The sequence below is a fragment of the Staphylococcus sp. NWU MK-U1 genome (assembly GCF_033283505.1).
Taxonomy (GTDB): Bacteria; Bacillota; Bacilli; order Staphylococcales; family Staphylococcaceae; genus Staphylococcus; species Staphylococcus haemolyticus.
Genome location: NZ_JAVSMG010000001.1, coordinates 274757 through 298912 on the forward strand (window position 1 = coordinate 274757; position 24156 = coordinate 298912).

Below are 24156 nucleotides of genomic sequence, written 5' to 3' on the forward strand. Positions count from 1 at the left end.
CTCCTTATTAAAATTCATTGTAAATGAAATTATTATGTGTATCGCCGGAACCATAAATTAGGTACAGCGCAATAAATATCGCTAAATATAAAAGTGTTAATAAATAAGGTTTAGCTTTCTCATAATATTGCATCATCTTATGATTATTCTCTTTCAATGCACTATTGCACCTCACTATCATTTCAAATATCGGAGTGAAGTATTCGTCCTACTCCTGAGTTAAAACCGAATTCCCGAAAACAAAACAAAATTCATTAAATATAATTTTTATATATTATACATTCATCTTATTATAATTAAAATTTGATTTTAAGGCAAATTAAATTTTTCACTTCAAACTATTGTGCTAATGATGCTAAATTAACACTTAAAAAATTAATAAGATTTTATGCGTTAATGTTACTATCAACAACACTGCATTAGTGGCAATGATGAATTCAAATGACAATAATTATATTAGTACCAAATAGTTAGCTTAACAATTACATACGGTATAACAAAACTGTTAGTTATAATAAAAGAACCTCTATCGTTCATGGTTAAATCTTTACCTGAACGTTAGAAGTTCTTAAAATTTATTTATTAGTAATCGGAGTCAACGGTTTTGCTCCTTTTAATATCGCAGCAATGTTATCAACACATAATTGAATCATTCGATCTCTAGTTGCTACAGAAGCACTACCTATATGCGGTAGTATGACTGCATTCTCCATTTTCAAGAGAGGGTGATCAAGTTTAATAGGTTCCTCACGTAAGACGTCTAAACCACATCCACCAATTTCATGATTGTCCAATGCATCAATTAGAGCATCCTCGTCTACAATAGCACCGCGGCCGATATTAATGAAGATTGCATCGTTTTTCATTTTTGAAAATGCATCTTTATTAAACTTATTCTCAGTTTCAGGTGTCAATGGCGCAGTACAAACGACAAAATCACTGTCTGCTAATAATGTATCAAAGGATACATAACTTGCATTTAGTTCTGTTTCCGCATCTTCATGTCTTGAACGATTATGATACAAGATAGTTGTATTAAATCCTTGAAGTCGACGTGCAAAACTCTTTCCAATATCACCCATACCATAAATACCTACAGTTGAACCATGAACATCCTTACCAGATAATAAGTATGGTCCCCAACTTTTCCATTCACCATCTTGTACATATTTTTCAGCTTCAACAATACGTCGTGCCACAGTTAACATTAACGTAAACCCTAACTCGGCTGTCGTTTCCGTAAGTACTCGAGGTGTATTAGTAACGACTATACCTTTTTCTTGAGCTAATTTAACATCAATGTTGTCAAAACCAACCGCCATATTTGCTATTACCTTTACATGTTTAGCATGTTCGAGACATGTGGCATCAATCTTTTCACTTAATGTGATGAAACATGCATCAACATCTTCTAATTCTTTTAAAAATTGCTCTCTAGGCATAGGTTCAAATGCTTTTTCCCACACCTTAACGTCGCCGAACTGTTCCAATTGCTCTACGAAACGATCTGGAATTTGACGTGTGACTAGAATTTTAACCATGTCATGCCACCCCTCTTTTTATTTTTGGGCATTTCTTTCTAATTCTGAAATTGCTACATTTAAGTCTTTAAATGAATGTGTAGGTTGTTGGTCTTTTTCTTTTAGTTCTTCATAAGTCGTTACACCAGTTTGTACATGAATTGTGTCAACACCGACATTAATACCAGACATGATATCGGTATCATACAAATCGCCAACCATTGCTACGTCTGATTTATCTAATTTCAAGATGTCTAAAGCAATATCCATAATGACCGGCTCCGGTTTACCAATAAATTGTGGTGCTTGACCTGTAGATACACTAACAACACTTGTAATCGCACCATTACCTGGTAAGAAGCCACGTTCTTTAGGAATCGATACATCAGGGTTCGTTGAAATAAATCTTGCACCCTTACGTACTGCAAGCGTTGCCACAGCTAATTTTTCGTAAGTAACGTTTTCATCTAAACCAATCGCAACATAATCAACGTTTTCATCATCTTTTACAGTTAATCCAGCTTCAGTTAAAGCTGTGCGTAAGCCACTGCCGCCAAGCATGTATACCGTAGCATCACTTTTCTCATCTGAAATATAATTTGCTGTTGCTAAGGCAGACGTTACAACTTCCTCAGGTTTCGCATCAATATTCATTTCTTTTAATTTTTGCGTTACCTCTTCAGGCGTCTTTGTAGAGTTATTTGTAACATATAAATGCGGGATTTGATGATTGTTTAAGTAGTCAATAAATTGTGCTGCACCATCGATTTCATCTGTACCTAGATACATAGTTCCATCTAAGTCGATTAAATAACCTTTATAATTCTTCATTACTTGTTGTCTCCTTTTCCAAAAGCGGTAACTGGAACATTCTCTTTCTCAAGGAACTGAGTTACCTCTTGAATAAACTGTTCATAATAAGGCAAAGCCTCGTCAAATAATGGCTGAATCTTGCTATTATCAAGTTCTGTATAATGGTGTGCGAACTGTTTTCTAACGTCAACTGTTTCATTAACATATTGTTGAGTAGATTTCGAAATAATACCTTCTAGTTCAAGAATATCAATGACATCTTTATAATTTCCTGGATCTCTCAAGATAAAACCATCAATAATCATATTACCTATATCCACAGATGATTCAATTAACATTTGTGCGATACGTTCAAATGCATAATGATTTCCTTTATTCGATTCATAATCTTTAATTAATTGATTTAAGTAAGTTAATTTTAAAGTAAGCTGATCTTTATCTACAAAATACATATCCTTCACCTCTTAATATGTCTATCATATCACAGTTTTGCATAGGTCTTCATTTGTCGTTATACTTAATTAAAAATACAAGATAAAAGGAGTTCTACTCTTATGATAGATATGTACTTATATGATGATGAAGAACAAAGCCAAGTAAAGTTTGTAGGCTTTGTAGGTGAACATAGCCGTTATGATTTAATGCTCGTTCAAACAGATCGTCATTACGGTAAGACACTTGTGCTAAATATGCAAACAAACAAATTCGGTATTATCGGGACAGATGATATTGAAGAAGAAGGATATATCGCGCATATTTTAGGTGTGAGTCAAGAAGAAAGTGATGAAATCATTGAATATCTTAATCAAGTCATTCAATAATTACTATTTTAAAAGCTGTGAAAAAATCTCTTCTCTTAGATTTCTTCACAGCTCATTTTATTAATTCTATAGTTACTCATCTTGGTGCTTAACTTCCTGAATGGTAGGTTTAATTTTAACATCATGTAATTTATCTTCAGAATCAGACAAAATAACATCCTCTTCATCATGATTTAATTGTTGTACCTCTTTGTTAGATAAATGACGTAATACAAAATAAGGACAACCGAAATTGCAATATTCTAATATATAATCTTGAATACTCGAAAAACGTTTCGAGATTTCAGCTTTTTTATTCGTATCCTTATAAAAACCTTTTAATCGTAGTTGATCATATCCAAAATCCCCTACAATAAAATCATACTTATCTAATATATCTGAATATCTCGATGCAAATAATTCTTCATCAAAGCATGATCTATATTCTTCAATGATTTCAAAATATTGTTGACCTATCTTAATCATAATTTGTCACCTTTAACTCGTATAATAAAAACTTAGATTACACAATTCAATTTAAAATGTGCAACCTAAGTCTCTAAAAACTTAATCTAAACCGTTTAATTGTTCAAATTAATTTTGTTGTAATTTTTCTTCACCTAGACGGTGTTTTTCTTTAGCCGCTTCATTTACTTGTTCGTCGGCATGATAAGAACTACGTACCATTGGGCCAGCTTCACAGTGTTTGAAACCTTTGTCCATAGCTACTTTTCTTAATTTACCAAATTCTAATGGTGTATAGTATTTTTCAACTTTTAAATGCTTACGTGATGGTTGTAAATATTGACCAATTGTTAAAATGTCTACATCATTTGCACGAAGATCATCCATTGTTTCATAAATCTCTTCAATCGTTTCTCCTAAACCAACCATTAAGCTTGATTTAGTAGGAATATCTGGTTGCAGTTCTTTAGAACGACGTAAGAACTCTAATGTTCTTTCATATGTTGCACGTGCACGAACTCTTGGAGTTAAACGACGTACTGTTTCGATATTATGGTTTAAGATATCAGGTTTAGAAGCCATTAATGTTTCAAGTGCTTCATAGTCACCACCCATGTCTGATGGTAAGATTTCAATTGTAGTGAATGGATTACGTTCACGTACTTTACGTACAGTTTCTGCATATACGTTAGAACCTGCATCTCTTAAGTCATCACGTGCAACTGCAGTGATAACAACGTGTTTTAAATTCATTAACTCAACTGATTCTGCAACACGTTCTGGTTCATTTAAGTCTAATTCATTAGGTAAGCCAGTTTTAACTGCACAGAAACGACATGCTCTTGTACATACTGCACCTAAAATCATAAATGTAGCAGTTCGTCTAGCTCCCCAACATTCATGTATATTTGGACACTTTGCTTCTTCGCAAACAGTGTGTAAGTTCTTTTCACGCATCATCTTCTTGAGGCCAATATAGTTTTCGTTCGTGTTAAGCTTAATTTTCAACCAATCTGGTTTACGTAAGATTTCTTCATTTTTAGTAGCCATAACCACGTATACCCTCCTGTATAATCTATCTTTTCCTATTATAACGAAATTTACATTAAATTAAAACGTAATAAACCATAAATTTCAACCTTGAATTTAATTCCATTATATACATAAATCTATTTGTGTTATTCTATTGCAGTCTCAATAACTTATCTTTAAAGATATCTCTAAGGAACTGAGGCATAATATAATCAATTGACTTCCCTTTCAATATAGGGAAATATCTACCAAACGTATACATATCAACTGTTCCTAAAGTGTATATTTTATCATCAACTACCTCTTCACCATTCACAAAGAATCTATTTTCTGACTGGATAAAACCGCAATTATATAAAATATAGCCTCCAAATATATCTCCTCTAAAACCTAGTCCTTGAGCATGTTCATGCATATATTCTTGCTTCTGACTTTTTTCAATTACTTTTTTCAATTCACTACCTGTCAAACGTACGCGCACTAGATTAATTGGATGTGGCAACATTTTATGAATATCATATTCCGTTAGTCTATCCGCTTCAATTCCTTTTACAATTAAACCAGCATTTATGATAGTACAATCTGTATTAGTAAATTCAAATACACTTTCAGCTAATAAATAAGTCGTTTTAGTAATGACGTCTGTTTTACTGCTTAAGTTGATAGGATAATCAATCACCGGTTCACTCATCAATGCCTTTCCTTCTGACTCATAATCTGTTTCAACCATAGGTAATGTTTCAACCGGATAAATAATCGCTTCTTTACTAACAACCTTTTTATTTTCAATAGTTAAATTAACTTCACCTAAATAATAACCATATTTACCGGCAGCTGCCATAAGTACGCCATTATTCATTTCACCCTCATCAAAATGATGATGTGTATGACTCCCAAGAATCACATCAATTTCAGGAATCTCTTGGCATAATTTTTCATCAAAAAAGATGCCTACATGACTCATCACAATAAGTACATCATAATTACCCTGTTGATTAGCGATTTCATCTTTAATCGCTTCTAAAGGATCCGTTACAATCCAATCAAGTGCTCTGTAAAATGGTGTGAAAGGTGCTGTTGCCGCCACAAATAAAATACGTACGCCTTCAATTTCTTTAATACATGATGAGGCTATGTTATGAGGTAACTTCCCTTCCTCATCAATAACATTCGTACAAATGACGTTAAATGTCGCATTATTATATAAATTATTTAATGCTTCATGAGAGATGGTCATACCTTCATTATTACCTATCGTCGCAATATCGCACTGAGCCTCATTAAGCAAGTCGACATTCTTGCGACCTATCGTTGCTTGAGTCACTGGTGCTGATAAATCCACATGGTCGCCTATATCTAAATAGAGTGAGGGATGTTGAAGTTGAGGTCTATGTTCTGCCATATAAGATGTAATACGTGCATATTCGTTTAAATGACTATGAATATCGTTCGTGTGAAAAATGGTTAACTTCACTTAAATTCCCCCTATATTTATTTAAAGAAAAGATTTAATAATTAAGTATACACCCATTATCAACATAACCGTACGTAATAGCGTTACAACAGTTTCAGATTTAATCGAGTGGTTAACACGTACGCCAATTTGGGCGCCAATATAACTTGAAATAATAAGAACTATAGAATATGACCATGCAACATGTCCTTGTAAAATGTGACCTATAGAACTCATAACACTTGAAAAGAAAATCATCATCATGCTTGTACCAACTGCAACGTGTGGTGGAAATCTGAACACAATTAACATTAGTGGTGTCATTAATGCGCCACCACCAATTCCGAATAGACCTGTTAAAATACCAATGAACAGTGTCGCAACAAATGCAAATAAAGGTGGTACGCTATAGTGATATGTCTTCCCTTCAGAATCAACATACGTTTTACGATATTTCTCTTTATCAAAAATCTTAAACGGTTTGATTTTATGTCTTACCATTAAAATAATTGAAACAATAATCATAAAAATACCGAAATATAAATTGAAAGACTCTAAAGTAAGATATCTACTTAAAAATGAACCTAACAATGAACCTGGTAATAATCCAAACAAGAAGATAGAGCCATTTTTAATATCTACCTGCTTCGTCTTTAAGTAGCCTAATGATGAAGATAAGCCTGTGACGATTAGAATCACCGATGATGTTCCTATCGCTATTTGTGGTGTAATACCATGTAAAACATCGTGTGTAACGCCCAAGTATACCAGTGTTGGAACAATAATGATTCCACCACCAATACCTACTAATGACCCTAAAATAGCAGAGAAAAGGCCGATAAGCACTAATAAAATAATTGTCACTAACATTATATTTCGCCTCTTAGAATAATTTTAATTGTTGCGGAGCTAAACCTGTGTATTCAATATCTAACATATCCTGATATGTTTTAGCGTTTTGAGCAGCATGCCCACCCGAGTTATTATTAAATACGACATAAACCTTTTTAGCTTTTTGTTCTATAATTCTAACTTTATTAGCTAAATCGGTAAGCTCTTCTTTGTTGTAGTTATATAAGTATCTCACATCACGCCACTCTTGGTCGGTCATGTCTTTTTTGGTCCAGCCTTGTCTATTTCTTCCATGATAGCGTACAAAAGCCGTCTCAGTAGTAATACGATTAACTAGTGGTATTGAGCCTTCACGCACCTGTGGCTCATCTACTACTGAATGGATAATGTGATGCTCAGTTAAAAATGACAGCGTTTGTTCCTTAAATTGATCGTTAAACCATGATTGATGTCGAAACTCGACGCAAATCGGTATATCAGCCAATTGTTGACGAACATACAAGATATACTTGATATTTTGTGCCGTACAATCAAACCAAGGTGGAAATTGAACTAAGACCATAGCTAGTTTGTGATGATCTATAAGTGGTTGTAGCATTTGTTTGAATTGCTCGAATAATTCACTTCTTGTTTCTGCGTAATCTTTATAATCTGCATGTAGTGTAAGTGCTTGATGAATCTTCACTATAAATTCAAAACGATCAGGTGTTTCTTTAATCCATTTCATGATATTTCTTTCAGGTTGGATGGCGTAGTAAGATGCATCAAGTTCAACGATTGGAAAGTGACTAGCGTATGTTTGCAACTTATCCGATTGTCGTTCTAAATCCTCATATAAAGAATCGTGATCTCCCCATCCAGTAAGACCTATATTTATCATTTTTATCACCAGCTATATGATACCATATTCAATTTTATGATATCACTTGTTCTATATCATCTTTACATTATCTTATTATTTTCGGAAATGTTACATTCTCATGCACACTCTATTTTTCTAAAAATCATTGAATAACCGTCAATAATGTTTCTACTTGTTCAACAAGTCGATCCATCAATTGATTGACATGTTGTGACGTAGCTAAACGTGGCGATTGACCACTCCACATATGCGTCCATTCACGATGCCCTGTAGAAGCGGCTGTCTTTCTAATAGAGTTAGTTAATTGATTTTGTACAGGATATGGCGGTATGTTCCCTTCGTATTGTTTCATCGTCTCTACAAATTCATTGTTGATACCGCGTGCTGATTTACCACTAAATACGTCAGTGACTACTGTATCAGTCTCTTTACTATGAAGCACTGCTTGTTTAACTAATTGATTTGCGCCACTTTCTTCAGTAGTTAAGAAAGCTGTTCCCATTTGTACACCTTGTGCACCTAGTATCTGACTCGCTAATATACCACGACCATCCATAACACCACCTGCAGCAACAACTGGTATCGATACATGATCAACTATCTGTGGTATTAAACTCATTGTTCCTATGAGCGGTTCACACTGATTGTTGGTTGTTAAAAATGACCCCCTATGTCCACCAGCTTCACTGCCTTGAGCAACTACAATATCCATACCTGCATGCTCATTTGCAATTGCCTCATCTACAGTGGTAGCTGTACCAATTAAAGTAATTTTAGCACCTTTTAATTGTTCTATGATTTCTTTTGACGGGATACCAAAGGTGAAACAACATACTGGTACTCTATATTTAATCACAGTTTGAATTGCATTTTTAAATTGTTGTTCTTCAGAAATATTGACTACTGGCTCTTCAAGATTTAATGCCTTACGATAGGGCTTCAGCCAAGCATTCATATGTTCGACTTGTTCATTAGTGTATGATTGATGACTTGGTACAAACAAATTCACACCAAATGGTTGTGATGTTAGTCCTTGCACTTTTTGAATTTCTTGCGCTAACTTCTCTGTAGTAAAGTAGCCCGCTCCAATACAGCCTAAACCACCTTTATTACTTACAGTTGCAACAAGTTCCGCAGTTGTACTACCAGCCATACCTGCTTGAATAATAGGATATTGAATATTTAAAGATTGCGTTAGTTGATTGTTATACCACATTTAAAATCACCTTTTCTTTAATTTGGGGTAATTACTATGCGTATTTCACTTAAATAATTATTCAAAGTATTCCCTACTCCCATTTTCAGTAAACTTTGCTAATTTTTGAAAAAATAAAAGCAAGGCCTGAACTTATGTAAGTTAGCCTTACTTATAAAATGATGATTTGACAATAGTGCACTTGATAAATAGATAATTATTTAATTATGCAGACATCACATATTTATGTATGTCAAAAAGATATTTAAAATTAGGAAGTTTCTAAAATTGATACTTATCTAATTATTAATTTTTAAATCGAAATCAAAAACAAAAATTGCCATAAGCACAAAATCATTGGTCGAAATACTAGACCACGAAATTTACCTCTTCTATTCCATAACACTGCGTCAATAATGAAATAAATAACAATTAAAAAGGCCGAGATTAAAAACATAAAGCCTCCAAACCCTAACAAATTATCAGTAGTTTTGGTCAATTCTTGCGCCATCATCCATTCCTTATTATGTATAAATCTTACTTTAGCTGACCAAGCAACTATTAGAAAAGCGGCTCCAATTGAACCTGACCATGCAATTATATTAGCCGATTGCAATTCGTCTTTCATATCTTTCATTTCTTGCTTGGTAACTTTGTTAGTTTTACCGTGACCAGTTTTCACAAATTCTAATTTTGTTTTGAATGGCCGTTTTACCAAATAATGACTCGATAAATAACACATCAATAAAAAAGGAAGAAGTGTTACGACAAAGACCAAGTTGTAAGTATGAATATCTTCCCCTGTAAAATGTATTAACAATTCAAGTAATGATGAATAAATTAAGAATATTCCTAAATACCAAATCTTCTTTTTCTTTTGAATTTGTCTTAAACTGACCATTGCTATAAAGATTAAGCCAATTGAACCTAAAAATATAGCAAGATATTCAACAATGATAATCAACGAATACCAATTCGCATAAAAGTCAAACATTGTAGAGTCCTCTCACAACATGTATTTTGTTAAATCGATTACTTTTTAAATATTATATAAAATTATATCATAATGAAAATAAACAATTAATATAAATAAGTGTTAACTATTTAGAGATAAAAAAAGCACCAAAGCATTCACTTAGTTGGAACACTTTGGTACTTGTTATTGTTAATAAGAAAAAGTTGGTAATATAGGTTAAATTAACCGATAGAGCCTTCCATTTCGAATTTAATTAAACGGTTCATTTCTACTGCATATTCCATTGGTAATTCTTTAGTGAATGGTTCAATGAAGCCCATAACGATCATTTCTGTCGCTTCTTCTTCTGAAATACCACGGCTCATTAAGTAGAATAATTGTTCTTCTGATACTTTAGAAACTTTCGCTTCATGTTCTAATGAAATATTATCATTGAATACTTCATTATAAGGAATAGTATCTGAAGTAGATTCGTTATCTAAAATTAAAGTATCACATTCAATATTAGAACGTGCACCTTTCGCTTTACGTCCGAAGTGAACGATACCACGATAAATAACTTTACCACCATTTTTAGAAATAGATTTAGATACGATTGTTGAAGATGTGTTTGGTGCTTTATGAATCATTTTAGCACCAGCATCTTGTACTTGACCTTTACCAGCAAAGGCGATAGATAATGTACTACCTTTCGCACCTTCACCTAAAAGAACACAGTTTGGATATTTCATCGTTAACTTAGAACCTAAGTTACCGTCAACCCATTCCATGTTACCATTCTCATGAACAAACGTACGTTTAGTAACTAAGTTATAAACGTTGTTAGCCCAGTTTTGAATTGTAGTATAACGTACGTGTGCATCTTTATGAACGATGATTTCAACTACTGCTGAGTGTAATGAACTTGTTGTATAAACAGGTGCAGTACAACCTTCAACGTAGTTTACTGAAGCACCTTCATCAGCAATAATTAATGTACGTTCGAATTGACCCATGTTCTCTGAGTTAATACGGAAGTATGCTTGTAATGGTGTATCTAATTTAACATTCTTAGGTACATAGATGAATGAACCACCTGACCATACTGCTGAGTTTAATGCTGCGAATTTGTTATCAGCTGCTGGAATAACAGAAGCAAAGTATTCTTTAAATAGGTCTTCGTTTTCACGTAAAGCACTATCTGTATCCTTAAAGATGATACCTTTTTCTTCTAATTCTTTTTCCATATTATGATATACAACTTCTGATTCATATTGAGCAGAAACACCTGCTAAATATTTTTGTTCAGCTTCTGGAATACCTAATTTATCAAATGTACGTTTAATTTCTTCAGGCACCTCGTCCCATGAACGTTCAGTATGCTCTGAAGGTTTAACGTAGTATGTGATGTCATCAAAGTTTAATTCTGATAAATCGCCACCCCATTGAGGCATTGGCATTTTGTAAAATAATTTTAAAGCTTTTAATCTGAAGTCGAGCATCCATTCAGGCTCTTCCTTCATTTTTGAAATTTCTCTAACGATATTTTCTGTTAAACCACGTTCTGATCTGAAAATGGAAACATCCTCATCGTGGAAACCATATTTATAATCTCCAACATCAGGTGCTTTTTTAGCCATTTCAATCACTCCTTAAATATATTTAAAACGACGTGCGTGAGATTTTTAATATTCATTATTGTCTATTGCCATTGTAACAATATGCAACCTTCATAAAAAGTCAAAAGTGTAAAAAGTTAAGGTTGGACTTTAGAAATTGCTATCTATCATCACTATAAAGTTTCACATACGACTACAGTTTACTCTTCTGTCGTACCTTCTGCTTTACCTTCTTTTTCAACTGTTCCTTTTTCAAGTGCTTTCCAGGCTAATGTTGCACACTTGATGCGTGCTGGGAATTGGGATACACCTTGTAGTGCTTCAATATCTCCCATTTCTTCAGTGATTTCATAGTCTTCACCAAGCATCATCTTAGTAAATTCTTGACTCATTTGCATTGCTTCACCTAGAGAATGACCTTTTACAGCTTCAGTCATCATAGATGCACTAGACATCGAAATAGAACAACCTTCTCCTTCGAATTTAGCATCATTAATAATGCCATCTTCAATATCAAACGTTAATCTAATACGGTCACCGCAAGTTGGATTGTTCATGTCTACAGTCATTGAGCCATTGTCCAAAACGCCTTTATTTCTAGGATTCTTATAATGATCCATAATTACAGATCGATAAAGTTGATCTAAATTATTAAAATTCATAAGAGAAAAACTCCTTCGTTTGTTTCAATGCTTCAACAAGTTGGTCTACATCTTCTTTAGTATTGTAAACATAGAAGCTTGCACGTGCAGTAGATGATACATTCAACCATTTCATTAACGGTTGTGCACAATGGTGTCCAGCTCTTACAGCAACACCTTCTGTATCTACTGCTGTAGCAACATCATGTGGATGGATATCAGCCAAATTAAATGTGATAACACCAGCACGACGTTCTTTTGGAGGGCCATAAATTTCAAGTCCTTCAATAGATGACATTTGTTCATAAGCGTATTCTGTTAATGCTTTTTCATGTTCATGAATAGCATCAAAGCCTAATTTCTCAATGTAACGAATGGCTTCACCTAAGCCAATTGCTTGAGCGATAATAGGTGTACCAGCTTCAAATTTAGTAGGTAAATCTGCCCATGTAGCGTCATATTTACTTACAAAGTCAATCATATCTCCACCAAATTCAACTGGTTCCATATCTTTTAATAAATCACGTTTACCATATAACACACCGATGCCAGTAGGTCCTAACATTTTATGACCACTAAAACTGAAGAAATCAGCGTCTAAATCTTGAACATCTATTTTCATGTGAGGTGCTGATTGTGCACCATCAACACTAATAATTGCACCATGCTCATGGGCAACTTTAGCGATTTCTTTGACATCATTAATTGTACCTAACACATTAGACACATGTGCTATTGCTACAATTTTTGTATTATCATTTATTGTCGCCTTAACATCCTCAAGTCTTAATTCACCCTCATCTGTCATTGGAATGAATTTTAATAAGGCATTTTTACGTTTAGCTAATTGTTGCCATGGAACAATATTGGCATGGTGTTCCATTTCAGTAACAACTATTTCGTCGCCTTCTTCAACATTGGCATCTCCGTAACTGCGCGCAACAATATTGATTGCTGCAGTTGTTCCTCTAGTAAAGATGACTTCTTCAAAGTATTTAGCGTTAATGAAACGTCTTACAGTCTCACGAGCACCTTCGTATCCGTCAGTAGCAAGTGAACCAAGTGTATGAACACCACGGTGTACATTTGAATTATAACGTTTATAATAATCATCCAATACGTTCAACACTTGAACAGGTGTTTGACTGGTAGCTGTAGAATCAAGGTATGCTAATCTTTTTCCATTAACTTTTTGATCTAATATTGGAAAATCTTTGATGATTTCCTCAACATTTAATGAAGTTTCGGCCACTTTTTTCACGACCTTTCTAATATTAAAAATCTCTTTTAGATTTATATGTTTATTTATTTACTTTAAGTTCAATTACTTCTCTTAATTGACGTTTAACGTCTTCAATTGGTAATTCACGTACTACAGGATCTAAGAAACCATGAATTACTAATCGTTCAGCTTCTTTTTGAGAAATACCACGACTCATTAAGTAGTAAAGTTGCTCAGGGTCAACTCGGCCAACAGACGCTGCGTGTCCTGCTTCTACATCATCTTCATCAATTAATAAGATTGGATTGGCATCGCCTCTTGCATTCTCAGAAAGCATTAAGACACGTGACTCTTGGTTAGCGATAGATTTTGTACCACCATGTTTAATATATCCAATACCATTAAATACAGATGATGCATTTTCACGCATAACGCCGTGTTTTAAGATGTAACCATTAGTTTCTTTACCGTATTGAACAATTTTAGATGTTAAGTTGATTTTTTGGTCACCTGTACCGACAACAACTGATTTAAGTTCACTTGTTGAACGGTCACCAATTAAATTAGTTGTATTATCTATGATTTGACTACCTTCATTCATTAGACCTAATGCCCAATTGATTGATGCATCTGCAGCAGTAGTACCACGACGAATGATATGACCAGTAAATCCTTTATCTAAATAGTCAACTGAGCCATAAGTGATATTTGAATTAGCACCGGCAATAACTTCTGAAACAATATTTAATTGGTTACCTTCACCACTTGCAGTTGATAAATAGTTCTCAACATACGTTACTTCAGCGCTTTCCTCAGTAACAATGATAACGTGGTTATAGAAACTAGCATTATCATCATCATGTAACACAACATATTGAATTGGATCTTCAACAACTACATTTTTAGGCACATAAACAAACACGCCACCATTAATTAAAGCTGTATGCAATGCAGTTAAACGATGTTCATCAACACTTACTGCATCTGTCATTAAATATTTTTGAACTAACTCCCCGTGATTAATTAAAGCTTCTGATAATCCTTCAATTATCACGCCATTTTTTTGTGCTTGATCTGATACTTGAGTATAAGCTAAAGCATTATTATGTTGAACAACTAAATTTTTAGTGTTTTCAACGTCTATAATTTTTTTAATAGCTTCTGGAAGCTCTGATAAATTATTGAAAGATTGACCTTCAACTTCATGTTGTTTAAATGAATCAAAGTCCCATTTTCTTAATTTAGTTTTATCTGGTTTTGGCATTTCTAAAGTTTCTGTTAATTTCAACGCTTTTTGACGTAACTCAGTCATCCAAGAAGGTTCATTGTGCGCTTTAGAATAATCAACAAGTTGTTCTTCAGAAATGTTTAAAGTTTCAGTTGTCATAACTCTCTTTTCCTCCTACTTGATGAAAAATTTAACGACTGTAGATATTTAGTATACTTAAATGATTAAGTTTATACGATGTCTAAGTCTCACTTATTTAATCGTTGATATTAATGCAATGTTTCACATTAACACCATGTTTCTAGTTTCATCATTTAAAATAAACGATTGCTAGATTATTCTTTAGCACCGAATTCTTCTTTAACCCATTCATAACCTTCTTCTTCAAGACGTTTAGCTAGTTCAGGGCCTCCTGATTTAACTACTTTACCACCGTACATAACATGTACTTTGTCTGGTGTGATGTAGTTTAATAAACGTTGATAGTGTGTAATCATTAAAGCACCAAATTCTTCGCCACGCATTTCGTTGATACCTTTAGATACAACTTTTAATGCGTCAATGTCTAAACCTGAGTCGATTTCATCTAGGATGGCAAATTTTGGTTCTAACATCATTAATTGTAAGATTTCGTTACGTTTTTTCTCACCGCCAGAGAAACCTTCATTTAAGTAACGTTGTGCCATATCTTTATCGATGTCTAGGAAATCCATTTCTTTATCTAATTTTTTGATAAATTGCATTAAGTTGATTTCCTGTCCTTCTTCACGTTTCGCGTTAATAGCTGAACGCATGAAGTCAGCATTTGTCACACCAGTAATTTCTGATGGATATTGCATTGCTAAGAACAGACCAGCTTTTGCTCTTTCATCAACTTCTAATTCTAAAATATTAACGCCATCTAGTAACACTTCACCTTGAGTTACTTCGTATGATGGATGTCCCATAATCGCTGATGATAATGTTGATTTACCAGTACCATTTGGTCCCATAATTGCATGTATTTCACCTGTATTAATAGTTAAATTAACACCTTTTAAAATTTCTTTATCTTCAATAGACACATGTAGGTCTTTAATTTCTAATGTTGATGACATTTATATTCCCTCCGTAAAATATAAAGTTTTCTTAACTAGTTTATAATAATTTTAATTTGTAGTCAAAAAGACTTTGTGTACTTTAATACACTTCATTATAACGTAAATAGCCCTTAATATAAACTTATTAAAACTCTAAATTATAGTGATTATCTATCTAAAATGATTTTTATCTGATACTCAATTTTTTCTCGCAACTGATAATCAAAGGCTTATTGTTCTCAATAGAAATAATTCCGACACAAATGTTATTAATTTAGCACGATTTTTATAAAAATTATAATTTTACAAACTGAATATTTTATAATTATTCAAAATTCTGTTATGATGCTATTTAACCTAATTGAAAGGAGACGTTCATGCAAAATTTTAAATGGATAAATATATTAAAAGGGTTCGGTATGGGAACAACCGATTTAGTTCCTGGAATAAGTGGAGGAACCATCGCCTTACTATTAGGCATATATGATGGATTTATTTCTTCAATTAGTGGCTTATTCTCAAAACGATTTTGGCCTAGTTTAAAGTTTTTACTTCCTATTTTAATAGGTATGGCTTTAGCTATCGGTATATTAAGTAATCTAATCAATTATTTATTAGAACATCACCAAGTAATTACAATGTTCTTCTTTACCGGTTTAATTATTGGTATCATCCCTTATTTATTAAGAACTGCGAAATTTAATAAAACGTTTAAAGCAAAACATTATAGCATTATGGTAGTAGGCATTATCATTTTAATAGTAATTACATTAATGAATTCAGGTAATCAAAGTGCTGATACATCACTAGATCTATCATTCGGTCTTATTATTAAATATTTCTTAGCTGGTGCGTGTGCTTCAAGCGCAATGTTATTACCTGGTATTTCCGGATCGTTTATGCTACTAGTATTTGGTGCTTATGGAACAATTATGTTAGCCATTGCTGATCTAGTTAAATTGAATTTCGATGGCCTACCATTATTAATTGTTGTAGGATTAGGTGTGTTAGCAGGATTTTTATTATCAAGTCGTATTATTAAATACTTCCTACATCATCATTTCTATACCACATTCGCATTAATAACTGGATTCGTTATTGGCTCCATATATGCTGTATTCCCTGGTCTTCCTCAAACTGGTATTGAGTGGACACTTTCAATCATCACTTTAATCATTGGATTTGCAGCGAGTTATTGGATCGGTCAAATTACTGATGATAATGTGTAATTAAATGACATTAAACAAAAATAATCGCCAACGATAGTCATCATCGTTGGCGATTTGTCTAATTAAAAAGAAAAAATCCCATTAATAAATTAATGGGATAAACACGACATAAAGTCTTGTTTTAGTAGATTCTGTAATTTTAGGTATAAGTACAAGTTAGCTAAACTTGTTCTATAAATTAATTATATTGCTATCTTGGATGCTTAGTCAACTAATATTTTTATTAAATTTAAATATTTATTGATGCTTTTAGGCAGCAATTCACTTTTGATTTTTAATTTAAATTTATGATTACAATGTTGCATATATGAAATCCCAACATATATATCTATGGCATTAAATAACATAATTTGTGCTATTTGATAGTTTGATATTATGGGATATAATTCTAATTTATCTTGATAAGTTAAAATGAATCGGTTCAAACTTTCTTCTAGATCCTTCTTATCAAAATCAAGTGGCGCGTTCCACTCTAATTCTTCTAGAAATTCAGATGTGTTTTTTTGTTTCCCATCTCTAATATAGTTATTGTATTTCCACTCTTCAGATAGGAAATGTAATGATCCTGTTAATACAATTATGTTTGTATCGAGTGTTAACAATAATTTCTTTAACTTTATTTGTTCTTTAGGACTTAAATTTGCTTCGGGATATAAGTATATCAATAATAAACGATTATTATATAGCCTGTTTAATTCATCGACTATTAAAGGTAGCACTTGCTCTATTCTATTAACTAATTTTGTATAATCCTTTTTCAATTCATATTCAAAGCTCAATAACTTAATGAAATATTTAATATCTAAAGACTTTATTTTTAAAGGTAATTCATTATAATTAATCATCTCTAATAAATCATTTAGAAGTTGATTAATAGAATTCAAATATCCTGAACTTTCAATATGATTAGCAAAATCTCTATGAAGTTTCTTATTCAAAATAGAAGTGGATCCTAATGAATGCTCAAGTTCTATCTTATTATTATCAATAATAAAACTCTCGTACTCAAGATTAGAAATAAGTTCATGATTAGAGCATTCTATAATAGAGACTTCATTCTTATTTGAATTTCTTTTCTTAAAATATTGATCAATAAGCTCAAGTATGTCCTCTTCAATGGTTTCAAATTCATTATAAATAGCAGTGTATTGACCAATATTTAAGTTGATTGTAGGTACCGCTTCAGATTTTATTTGCCATATGATATGTTCCATATTTTCTTTTATCAAAAAATAATAGTTCTATTATCACCTAATAGTTCTATATTATGATTTTCTTCTCCTAAAAGTATTTGCATATGCTGATATTGCTTTTCAGTTATCATTAATGCCCTGACATGCCCTTCTTGTGGCAAGAATGTATTAACTTTTTTATAGTTTGGTTTGCCGCATCTTTATTTATGACACTCTTTATATAAATTGAGTATTGCATCATTAAAAATCCATCTTCAATAAGTCTCTTTCTGAACTTACTATAAACTCTTCTTTGCTTCTTAGTTTCTACAGGTAAATCAAACATTAATAGGACTCTCATAAATCTATAACTCATAAAATGTATATTTACTCAAACTAGGAAACTTTAATGATTTAATGTCACCGTCTTTAAAATACTCAATAATAGATTGCACCATTATATCAATAGCTCGAATAACCGTCTGCATTTTGCCATCAATTTCAATACGTGCATGCAATAGATTAATTATTTTTAATCGATACGCTTTTGTTAAGTAGTCTTCAGGCGGATGCTTTAACAAGAACAAATCAACCAGCGCTCTAAATGGTTCAATTAAGTCTGATGCTAAGTTAAAATGATTTCTCCCTCCAATATGGTGGATGCCAATTGCCGGTATTAAGCCCTTTGCAACTATCGTTCTAGCTATTGCAGAATTTAAAATTGTGTATCCATAATTTAAAACCGCATTCTCAATAAGTGCATCATTGTCTCGCGTAAAATCCTCAAAGAAACTATTAAAATAGTATTTCGCAGCTTGACCCTCAATATTATTCCGATCATATAACAATACTGAATGCTTTAACTCTGTCATTTTTTTAATTCGCATAGTATCAATATGCATGTACTTCATGCATTCAATTTGATTTTGAATTTTTTGCTTTACAATAACTCTCCATAATTCACTTTTACGAGCTACATCCCATGTTAGTTGTGCTTTCATCTGCGTATATTGATTAAAATGACCTGATATAGGTTGTAAAGTACACTCTGGCAAATGCTTTTGATTGCAAAAGATGACTAATATATTATAATCTGAAAGTTCTATTAATAACCTGGATGTTAACGTAACAGTTAAATCTTCAATAACTAAAGCAAAAATATCAGCTAAAGGAATTTTAGTTTCTAGATCCCCCTTTTTAATTTTTAAGCTATTTAAATTAAGTGACATGTGATTAACTTCTGTTATATACACAATTCTCCAACTCATAGCTTAAATTCCTTTTTTAAATACTAATTGAGGCTTTTTAGCGAAAGATTGATAATATCTATTTCCTAAAACGTCAGTAGATAATTTTCTAATACTATTCACTTTTTTACCTATTGTTATTCTTAATCTTCCGCTACCTTTAATATTATTAATCTCACAATACTCTTTATACTTTATTTCAGGAAGATTGAGCTCTATAACATTTCTCTTATCTTCATTAACTCCTATAACTGTATATACTTCACCGTCTAATTCAATTAAATCATTATAATAAAAGCTTCCGATAAATTTGGCTTTATCATCAATACCTTTATTTAACTTTAATTTATCGTATTTGACTTCAGGTATATAATAATAGTTATCTTTTTTAAGTACATCTAAGTATGTAATGCTAACAAATTTATAGCCTTTATCAGTCAGATACACATCAAAACGATACGACTTAAATGATAATTTCACAAGTTTATTTCTCGAATTGTTGTATTGATTTGTTACATCTAAATGATTTCCAACCTTTTTACCAAACATTTTAATCGATTTAACAATTGGTCCATTATTTTTCTTACTGTACTTGGTTAAATATTCTCCTGTTTCTTCGTGATATTTAGCCAATGGATTTTTCTCATTTGCATATTGCTTCATAATCACTTCTAATTTTTCAAACGTTTTAGGATCTTTTTGATACATTAAGAATTTTTCAGGATTCTTATTAAAATGTTTTTTTAAATCTGTATTATCTTTACTATAAATATTCTTAATCGGAGAGATAATATATAAGTCATCATCTTTTACTCTTGTTGAATAAAGCGTATCATTAATCAATTGTCTATTTGGTTTCTTATCCACTCTATGTGAATATTTAAAATCTCTAAATTCTTTAATTTCTTTTACTTGCTGCGGAATGACAAATAAATCTTGGTAATTTTCATCACTATTCACTTCAATTTTAGTTTCTATTTCTTTTCGTTCTGGTTGTTCTAAAACTTTATTTGCTGCTTTCAACTTTTTATTTTCTTTAAATAGGAAGTCAGCGTTAGCGATAATTAGCGCATCTTCCGCGTGATGTTTATAACCATGATTACGTTCTTTATTAAAATCCCATACTTTTCTTAAATGATTAGTGAAACTACCATTAATTGTTTTAACTTTAACATCCATGTCATTAGCACTAAAATATGCTTTTAAATAATTTGTTAATTCTCTTGTAGCATATCGCGTATCAACTAAGTTTCGATTAATAAATTCTTTTTGTACCTCAAATTTATTTATATCTCGTTCTTCGAGTAAATATTCTTTTTTCTTCTTCGAAATTCTATCTTTTGATTTACTAAGATTTAAAACATGTTGCTTAAACTGATTATAAGACAGTTTTGATTCCCCTGAATTCAGGTATTGGTATGGTGTACGGTTACCCTTTTTACTATTTTCTGTTTGCTTAACGAGAACTTTATTTTGATATGAATTATCAAATGATACAGATCTAGGGATAATATGGTCAACTTCATAATGATTAGGATTATTTAATAAGTCTTCCAATGGTATACTCTCTAGAGAATACAGACATTTACCCTCTTGTTCGTCATGAAGTCTAATCTTTTCAACTAATCGCTTAGCATTTTGATTACCTGTCTTTCCGATAATCTCATTTATTCTCTGTCTTGTTTTTTCATTTTTCTTTTGCAATTCATTAATAAATTTTTGTTTATCTTTAGTATTATTCTCTCTAGCCAACTCAATTATAATATCTTTTGGAACACCATATTTTTCTATTACTTTATTAATAACATTGATTGCTTGTCCAAACGTTCTTTTAACTACTGGTGATAGTATAAACTCATCAATCATATCTTTAGGTATTTTATTAGTTTTCTGCAAGTCAATTTTGCGAGGTTTAATATTTAAATATGCAAATATTTCCATTTGATTTCTAGAAGTATACCATAATTCTTCTAATACTAAATTTATACATTTCAAGGAAAGTCGGTGTGTACCGTTATAACCGGCTAAGTCAGAAATATTCTCTTTATCTATTTCGTTAATAGGTTCAGTTAATTGCTCTAATTCTTTTTTAATGCTCTCTTTATCTTGATAGATAGTTATTATTTCAGCAATTTGATCTAATAATTGGATATTTTCCAAAATACTTTGATCTTTTAAAATTTTCTTCAAATCATGATAAAGTTTAAATTCAGTGAAATTTTCCTTCACTGATTTAGTGATTCTATAACCTTTTATATCTTCTGGATTAACACCTATTTCATTAGAAATTTGTTTTAAAGTAGGTTTTTTCTTTTGTTTAAAAACATTCTCAATGATGTGGTATTTTTCATGATACTCTAACTTGTTTAGTCCATCTCTTTGAATAACTAAATTATTCAAATCATTGAGTGCATTAAATAAATCAGCAGAGTATGCATACTTGACGCTTCTTAATTCTTCAGGAAAGTATGTACAACGGCCCATTAAATGTTCATACCATTTTTTAAATCAGCACCCCATCCATAAGGACTACCTTCGCCTGGACCTTCATAATATTCTCTTCTTGTCTCTACTAATTCAATATATTTATCAATAAAACTATCATCCAAATGATGTACTTCTTTTTGCGTTTCTAAAATTTGTCTTATTTCATTAACAATATCTGAAGTTTTAAATCTATTCTTTTCTCCTCTAACTTTACCTTCATTGTATCTCTCAAGTAAAACTTCACATATAAATTTATCTCTTAGTAAAAGATTATTTTTTGATAATTGTTCTTTTGTAGAAAGTTCGTTTGATGCATCCTCTTCTTGATCAATAACATCTATATTATGTATTCCACGTCTTTTAGCTAAATGTAGTAATGCAATTACTAATTCATCTTTAGTTAATTTTTCTCGTAACCCTCTCACTCTTATCTCATAAGGGTTTGTAGATTGAGGAATGATATCAATAGAATCAAGTAACTTGTAATCTAATAATAATTGTTTAACACGCTCTAATCTATGAATTCTTCTTCTTTTTAATCTTCTAGCGCCTCTCTTACTTCTACGGCCTTCATTATTTTCTACATTAGCTTCAGGGAACAATCTCACTCCGGCATCAATGATTGATTTGTCATTGTAATTGATAATGCCATATCCAACTGAAGTTATACCTATATCTAATCCTAAAATATAATCTGTTTTCACTTTAAATCACCCACCCCTATTTTATAATTTGATTATAATTTAATTTGATAGACGTGGTAACACTTTTTATCTAATTTTTTTAATAATTTTTAAAAATAATTAACTTGTGCCAATACTTTTAATTTTTACACATAAAAAAAAGCACAAGTGCTTTGCACTCATGCTTCAAATAATCATTAAATTATTTATTATCGTTATTACCTTTTACTTTATCGATAAGGTCGTTAGCTTTGTTTTTAACGTTTTCAACTGCTTCTTTGGCTTTACCAGAAGCTTTATCGTTTTGACCTTCTTTTTCTAAATCTTTATTGTCAGTTGCGTTACCAACAGTTTCTTTTAAGTTACCTTTTGCTTGTTCAAATTTATCTTCAGCCATTTAAAATTCCTCCTTGATTGTCTGTATCTTTACTTAATAATTACATACCCCTATAGTCTTTTCATTAAACACCTTATTCATAAATTTTATATATTATAGAATATTTTTCATTCTATTTAATAATTCTTATATAATGACACTGTAACAATAAAATTAAAGGAGGTATATGATGAAATTTATTAATTTTACCGCTATGACTGAAAGTGGTTTAACTAAAAAAGTAAATCGCTTTTTAGAGGAGAATCCGTATATCGAAGTTATTAAATTTGATTATACAATGGGATCTGGTGGACAAGGCGTCGGTATATTGTATAAGGACAGAAAATCTTTCTAAATAACAGAAACTCCGTAATCAAAATGGTTACGGAGTTTCTTTCATTATTATTTCGCTGGTACAACTGCACCTTTATATTTGTCTTTAATGAAGTCTTGGATTTCTTTAGATTGTAACACTTCAATTAAAGCTTTAATTTTTTCATCATCTTTATGTCCTTTTTGAACTGCGATTAAGTTAGCATAAGGGTTGTTATTTGGTTTTTCAACAGCAATTGAATCTTTTTGAGGGCTTAAGCCTTGATCAATCGCATAGTTAGAGTTGATGATTGCAGCATCTACATCTTCATTTTGATAGATTTTTGGAAGATATTCTGCTGATTGTTTACTGTTGAATTTGATGTCTTTTTTGTTTTCAGTGATATCTTCGAATTTAGCATCTTCGATTTTTACACCTTTTTTAATTTTAATTAATCCTTCATCAACAAAGAATTTTAAGAAACGTCCTTGTTCAGCTGGGTTATTTGATACATAAACTGTTGCACCTTTAGGAAGGTCTTTTAAACTTTTATATTTTTTAGAGTAAACAGCCATTGGTTCTAAGTGAACTTTACCTGCGTCTTCAATTTTGTATCCTTTTTCTTTACTTTCAGTTTTTAAATAAGGTACGTGTTGGAAATAGTTAGCATCCAATTCACCTTTATCTAATAATTTGTTTGGCGTAGTGTAATCATTAATTGTTTTAATTTCTAAGTCATAGCCTTTCTTTTTAAGTAAAGGTTTAGCCTTTTCAAGAATTTCAGCGTGAGGTGCTGGAGATGCGCCTACAACGATTTTCTTATCTTTATCCCCACTACCATTACCACAAGCTGCTAAAACGACTGTTAATGTTAATACTAAAAATAAGCTTAAAAGTTTTTTCATTGAATCAT

26 protein-coding genes are annotated in these 24156 nt (G+C 31.7%); 3 read left to right on the plus strand and 23 right to left on the minus strand.

What is annotated here, in order from left to right:
* Nucleotides 1–7: 7 nt before the first annotated feature.
* The 4 genes from SBL16_RS01405 to SBL16_RS01420 form a co-directional block, all read right to left on the minus strand.
* Nucleotides 8–136, minus strand: coding sequence for a teichoic acid D-Ala incorporation-associated protein DltX (locus SBL16_RS01405; protein WP_160380485.1), 129 nt, complete (start codon nt 134–136; stop codon nt 8–10).
* Between the two features lie 439 nt (nt 137–575).
* The gene (locus SBL16_RS01410; protein WP_107611972.1) at nt 576–1541 is read right to left on the minus strand and encodes a 2-hydroxyacid dehydrogenase; all 966 of its coding nucleotides are present in this window, start codon (nt 1539–1541) and stop codon (nt 576–578) included.
* An 18-nt stretch (nt 1542–1559) separates the two neighbouring features.
* Entirely contained in the window at nt 1560–2351 is a 792-nt protein-coding gene (locus tag SBL16_RS01415) for a TIGR01457 family HAD-type hydrolase (protein ID WP_107611973.1), read from the minus strand.
* Nucleotides 2351–2785: a DUF86 domain-containing protein gene (locus SBL16_RS01420; protein ID WP_317952491.1), complete on the minus strand. Its 435-nt coding sequence runs from the start codon at nt 2783–2785 to the stop codon at nt 2351–2353. Before SBL16_RS01420 ends, SBL16_RS01415 begins: the two co-directional genes overlap by 1 nt.
* 102 nt (nt 2786–2887) lie before the next feature.
* Here SBL16_RS01420 and SBL16_RS01425 point away from each other — a divergent pair, with 102 nt between their 5' ends.
* Complete coding sequence (locus tag SBL16_RS01425; RefSeq protein ID WP_107611974.1) at nt 2888–3154, plus strand: DUF3055 domain-containing protein; 267 nt, start codon at nt 2888–2890, stop codon at nt 3152–3154.
* Between the two features lie 72 nt (nt 3155–3226).
* On the opposite strand, the gene SBL16_RS01430 is transcribed toward SBL16_RS01425, so the two are convergent.
* The 12 genes from SBL16_RS01430 to sufC all read right to left on the minus strand — a co-directional run bounded on the left by SBL16_RS01430 (nt 3227) and on the right by sufC (nt 15754).
* Nucleotides 3227–3619, minus strand: coding sequence for a YutD family protein (locus SBL16_RS01430; RefSeq protein ID WP_011276293.1), 393 nt, complete (start codon nt 3617–3619; stop codon nt 3227–3229).
* 108 nt (nt 3620–3727) lie between these two features.
* Nucleotides 3728–4648, minus strand: a complete 921-nt coding sequence (lipA, locus tag SBL16_RS01435) for a lipoyl synthase (protein ID WP_029376689.1) — start codon at nt 4646–4648, stop codon at nt 3728–3730.
* 133 nt (nt 4649–4781) lie between these two features.
* A complete protein-coding gene (locus tag SBL16_RS01440) occupies nt 4782–6104 on the minus strand; it encodes a bifunctional metallophosphatase/5'-nucleotidase (protein WP_107611976.1) in 1323 nt (440 codons plus the stop codon).
* Between the two features lie 21 nt (nt 6105–6125).
* Nucleotides 6126–6953 carry a sulfite exporter TauE/SafE family protein gene (locus SBL16_RS01445; RefSeq protein ID WP_053017943.1) on the minus strand — a complete coding sequence of 276 codons (828 nt, stop codon included), beginning with the start codon at nt 6951–6953 and terminating at the stop codon, nt 6126–6128.
* Nucleotides 6954–6966: 13 nt separating this feature from the next.
* Nucleotides 6967–7815, minus strand: coding sequence for a DUF72 domain-containing protein (locus SBL16_RS01450; protein WP_053017942.1), 849 nt, complete (start codon nt 7813–7815; stop codon nt 6967–6969).
* Between the two features lie 124 nt (nt 7816–7939).
* Nucleotides 7940–9013 carry an NAD(P)H-dependent flavin oxidoreductase gene (locus SBL16_RS01455; protein ID WP_107611977.1) on the minus strand — a complete coding sequence of 358 codons (1074 nt, stop codon included), beginning with the start codon at nt 9011–9013 and terminating at the stop codon, nt 7940–7942.
* Between the two features lie 292 nt (nt 9014–9305).
* The gene (locus SBL16_RS01460; RefSeq protein ID WP_107611978.1) at nt 9306–9986 is read right to left on the minus strand and encodes a hypothetical protein; all 681 of its coding nucleotides are present in this window, start codon (nt 9984–9986) and stop codon (nt 9306–9308) included.
* Between the two features lie 203 nt (nt 9987–10189).
* Nucleotides 10190–11587 carry a Fe-S cluster assembly protein SufB gene (gene sufB / locus SBL16_RS01465; RefSeq protein WP_037537233.1) on the minus strand — a complete coding sequence of 466 codons (1398 nt, stop codon included), beginning with the start codon at nt 11585–11587 and terminating at the stop codon, nt 10190–10192.
* A gap of 179 nt (nt 11588–11766) precedes the next feature.
* Entirely contained in the window at nt 11767–12228 is a 462-nt protein-coding gene (sufU, locus tag SBL16_RS01470) for a Fe-S cluster assembly sulfur transfer protein SufU (RefSeq protein ID WP_037537234.1), read from the minus strand.
* Complete coding sequence (locus SBL16_RS01475) at nt 12218–13468, minus strand: cysteine desulfurase (RefSeq protein ID WP_182477440.1); 1251 nt, start codon at nt 13466–13468, stop codon at nt 12218–12220. Before SBL16_RS01475 ends, sufU begins: the two co-directional genes overlap by 11 nt.
* A 40-nt stretch (nt 13469–13508) precedes the next feature.
* Nucleotides 13509–14816 (minus strand): Fe-S cluster assembly protein SufD, encoded by a 1308-nt coding sequence (gene sufD / locus SBL16_RS01480; protein WP_037537236.1) that lies wholly within the window; start codon nt 14814–14816, stop codon nt 13509–13511.
* Nucleotides 14817–14992: 176 nt separating this feature from the next.
* Nucleotides 14993–15754 carry a Fe-S cluster assembly ATPase SufC gene (gene sufC, locus SBL16_RS01485; RefSeq protein WP_011276304.1) on the minus strand — a complete coding sequence of 254 codons (762 nt, stop codon included), beginning with the start codon at nt 15752–15754 and terminating at the stop codon, nt 14993–14995.
* 359 nt (nt 15755–16113) lie between these two features.
* Here sufC and SBL16_RS01490 point away from each other — a divergent pair, with 359 nt between their 5' ends.
* A complete protein-coding gene (locus SBL16_RS01490; RefSeq protein ID WP_107611980.1) occupies nt 16114–16965 on the plus strand; it encodes a DUF368 domain-containing protein in 852 nt (283 codons plus the stop codon).
* A 203-nt stretch (nt 16966–17168) separates the two neighbouring features.
* Here the strand turns inward: SBL16_RS01490 and SBL16_RS01495 are convergent, their stop codons facing one another.
* From SBL16_RS01495 to SBL16_RS01520, 6 genes are all read right to left on the minus strand, one after another.
* A complete protein-coding gene (locus SBL16_RS01495; RefSeq protein ID WP_107611981.1) occupies nt 17169–18179 on the minus strand; it encodes a hypothetical protein in 1011 nt (336 codons plus the stop codon).
* A 109-nt stretch (nt 18180–18288) separates the two neighbouring features.
* On the minus strand, nt 18289–18513 hold the full coding sequence (cas2, locus tag SBL16_RS01500) for a CRISPR-associated endonuclease Cas2 (RefSeq protein WP_313770312.1): 225 nt from the start codon (nt 18511–18513) through the stop codon (nt 18289–18291).
* Nucleotides 18503–19405 carry a type II CRISPR-associated endonuclease Cas1 gene (cas1, locus tag SBL16_RS01505; RefSeq protein WP_107611982.1) on the minus strand — a complete coding sequence of 301 codons (903 nt, stop codon included), beginning with the start codon at nt 19403–19405 and terminating at the stop codon, nt 18503–18505. The genes cas2 and cas1 overlap by 11 nt, the downstream gene beginning before the upstream one ends.
* 3 nt (nt 19406–19408) lie before the next feature.
* Entirely contained in the window at nt 19409–21868 is a 2460-nt protein-coding gene (gene cas9, locus SBL16_RS01510; protein ID WP_233641331.1) for a type II CRISPR RNA-guided endonuclease Cas9, read from the minus strand.
* Nucleotides 21868–22575, minus strand: a complete 708-nt coding sequence (cas9, locus tag SBL16_RS01515; RefSeq protein WP_233641330.1) for a type II CRISPR RNA-guided endonuclease Cas9 — start codon at nt 22573–22575, stop codon at nt 21868–21870. The genes cas9 (SBL16_RS01510) and cas9 (SBL16_RS01515) overlap by 1 nt, the downstream gene beginning before the upstream one ends.
* A 181-nt stretch (nt 22576–22756) precedes the next feature.
* On the minus strand, nt 22757–22951 hold the full coding sequence (locus tag SBL16_RS01520) for a CsbD family protein (protein ID WP_037537239.1): 195 nt from the start codon (nt 22949–22951) through the stop codon (nt 22757–22759).
* 169 nt (nt 22952–23120) lie between these two features.
* On the opposite strand from SBL16_RS01520, the gene SBL16_RS01525 reads away from it, so the two are divergent.
* Nucleotides 23121–23285 (plus strand): hypothetical protein, encoded by a 165-nt coding sequence (locus SBL16_RS01525; RefSeq protein WP_016931019.1) that lies wholly within the window; start codon nt 23121–23123, stop codon nt 23283–23285.
* A gap of 47 nt (nt 23286–23332) precedes the next feature.
* Here the strand turns inward: SBL16_RS01525 and SBL16_RS01530 are convergent, their stop codons facing one another.
* Nucleotides 23333–24148 carry a MetQ/NlpA family ABC transporter substrate-binding protein gene (locus SBL16_RS01530; RefSeq protein WP_053017933.1) on the minus strand — a complete coding sequence of 272 codons (816 nt, stop codon included), beginning with the start codon at nt 24146–24148 and terminating at the stop codon, nt 23333–23335.
* Nucleotides 24149–24156: the final 8 nt, after the last annotated feature.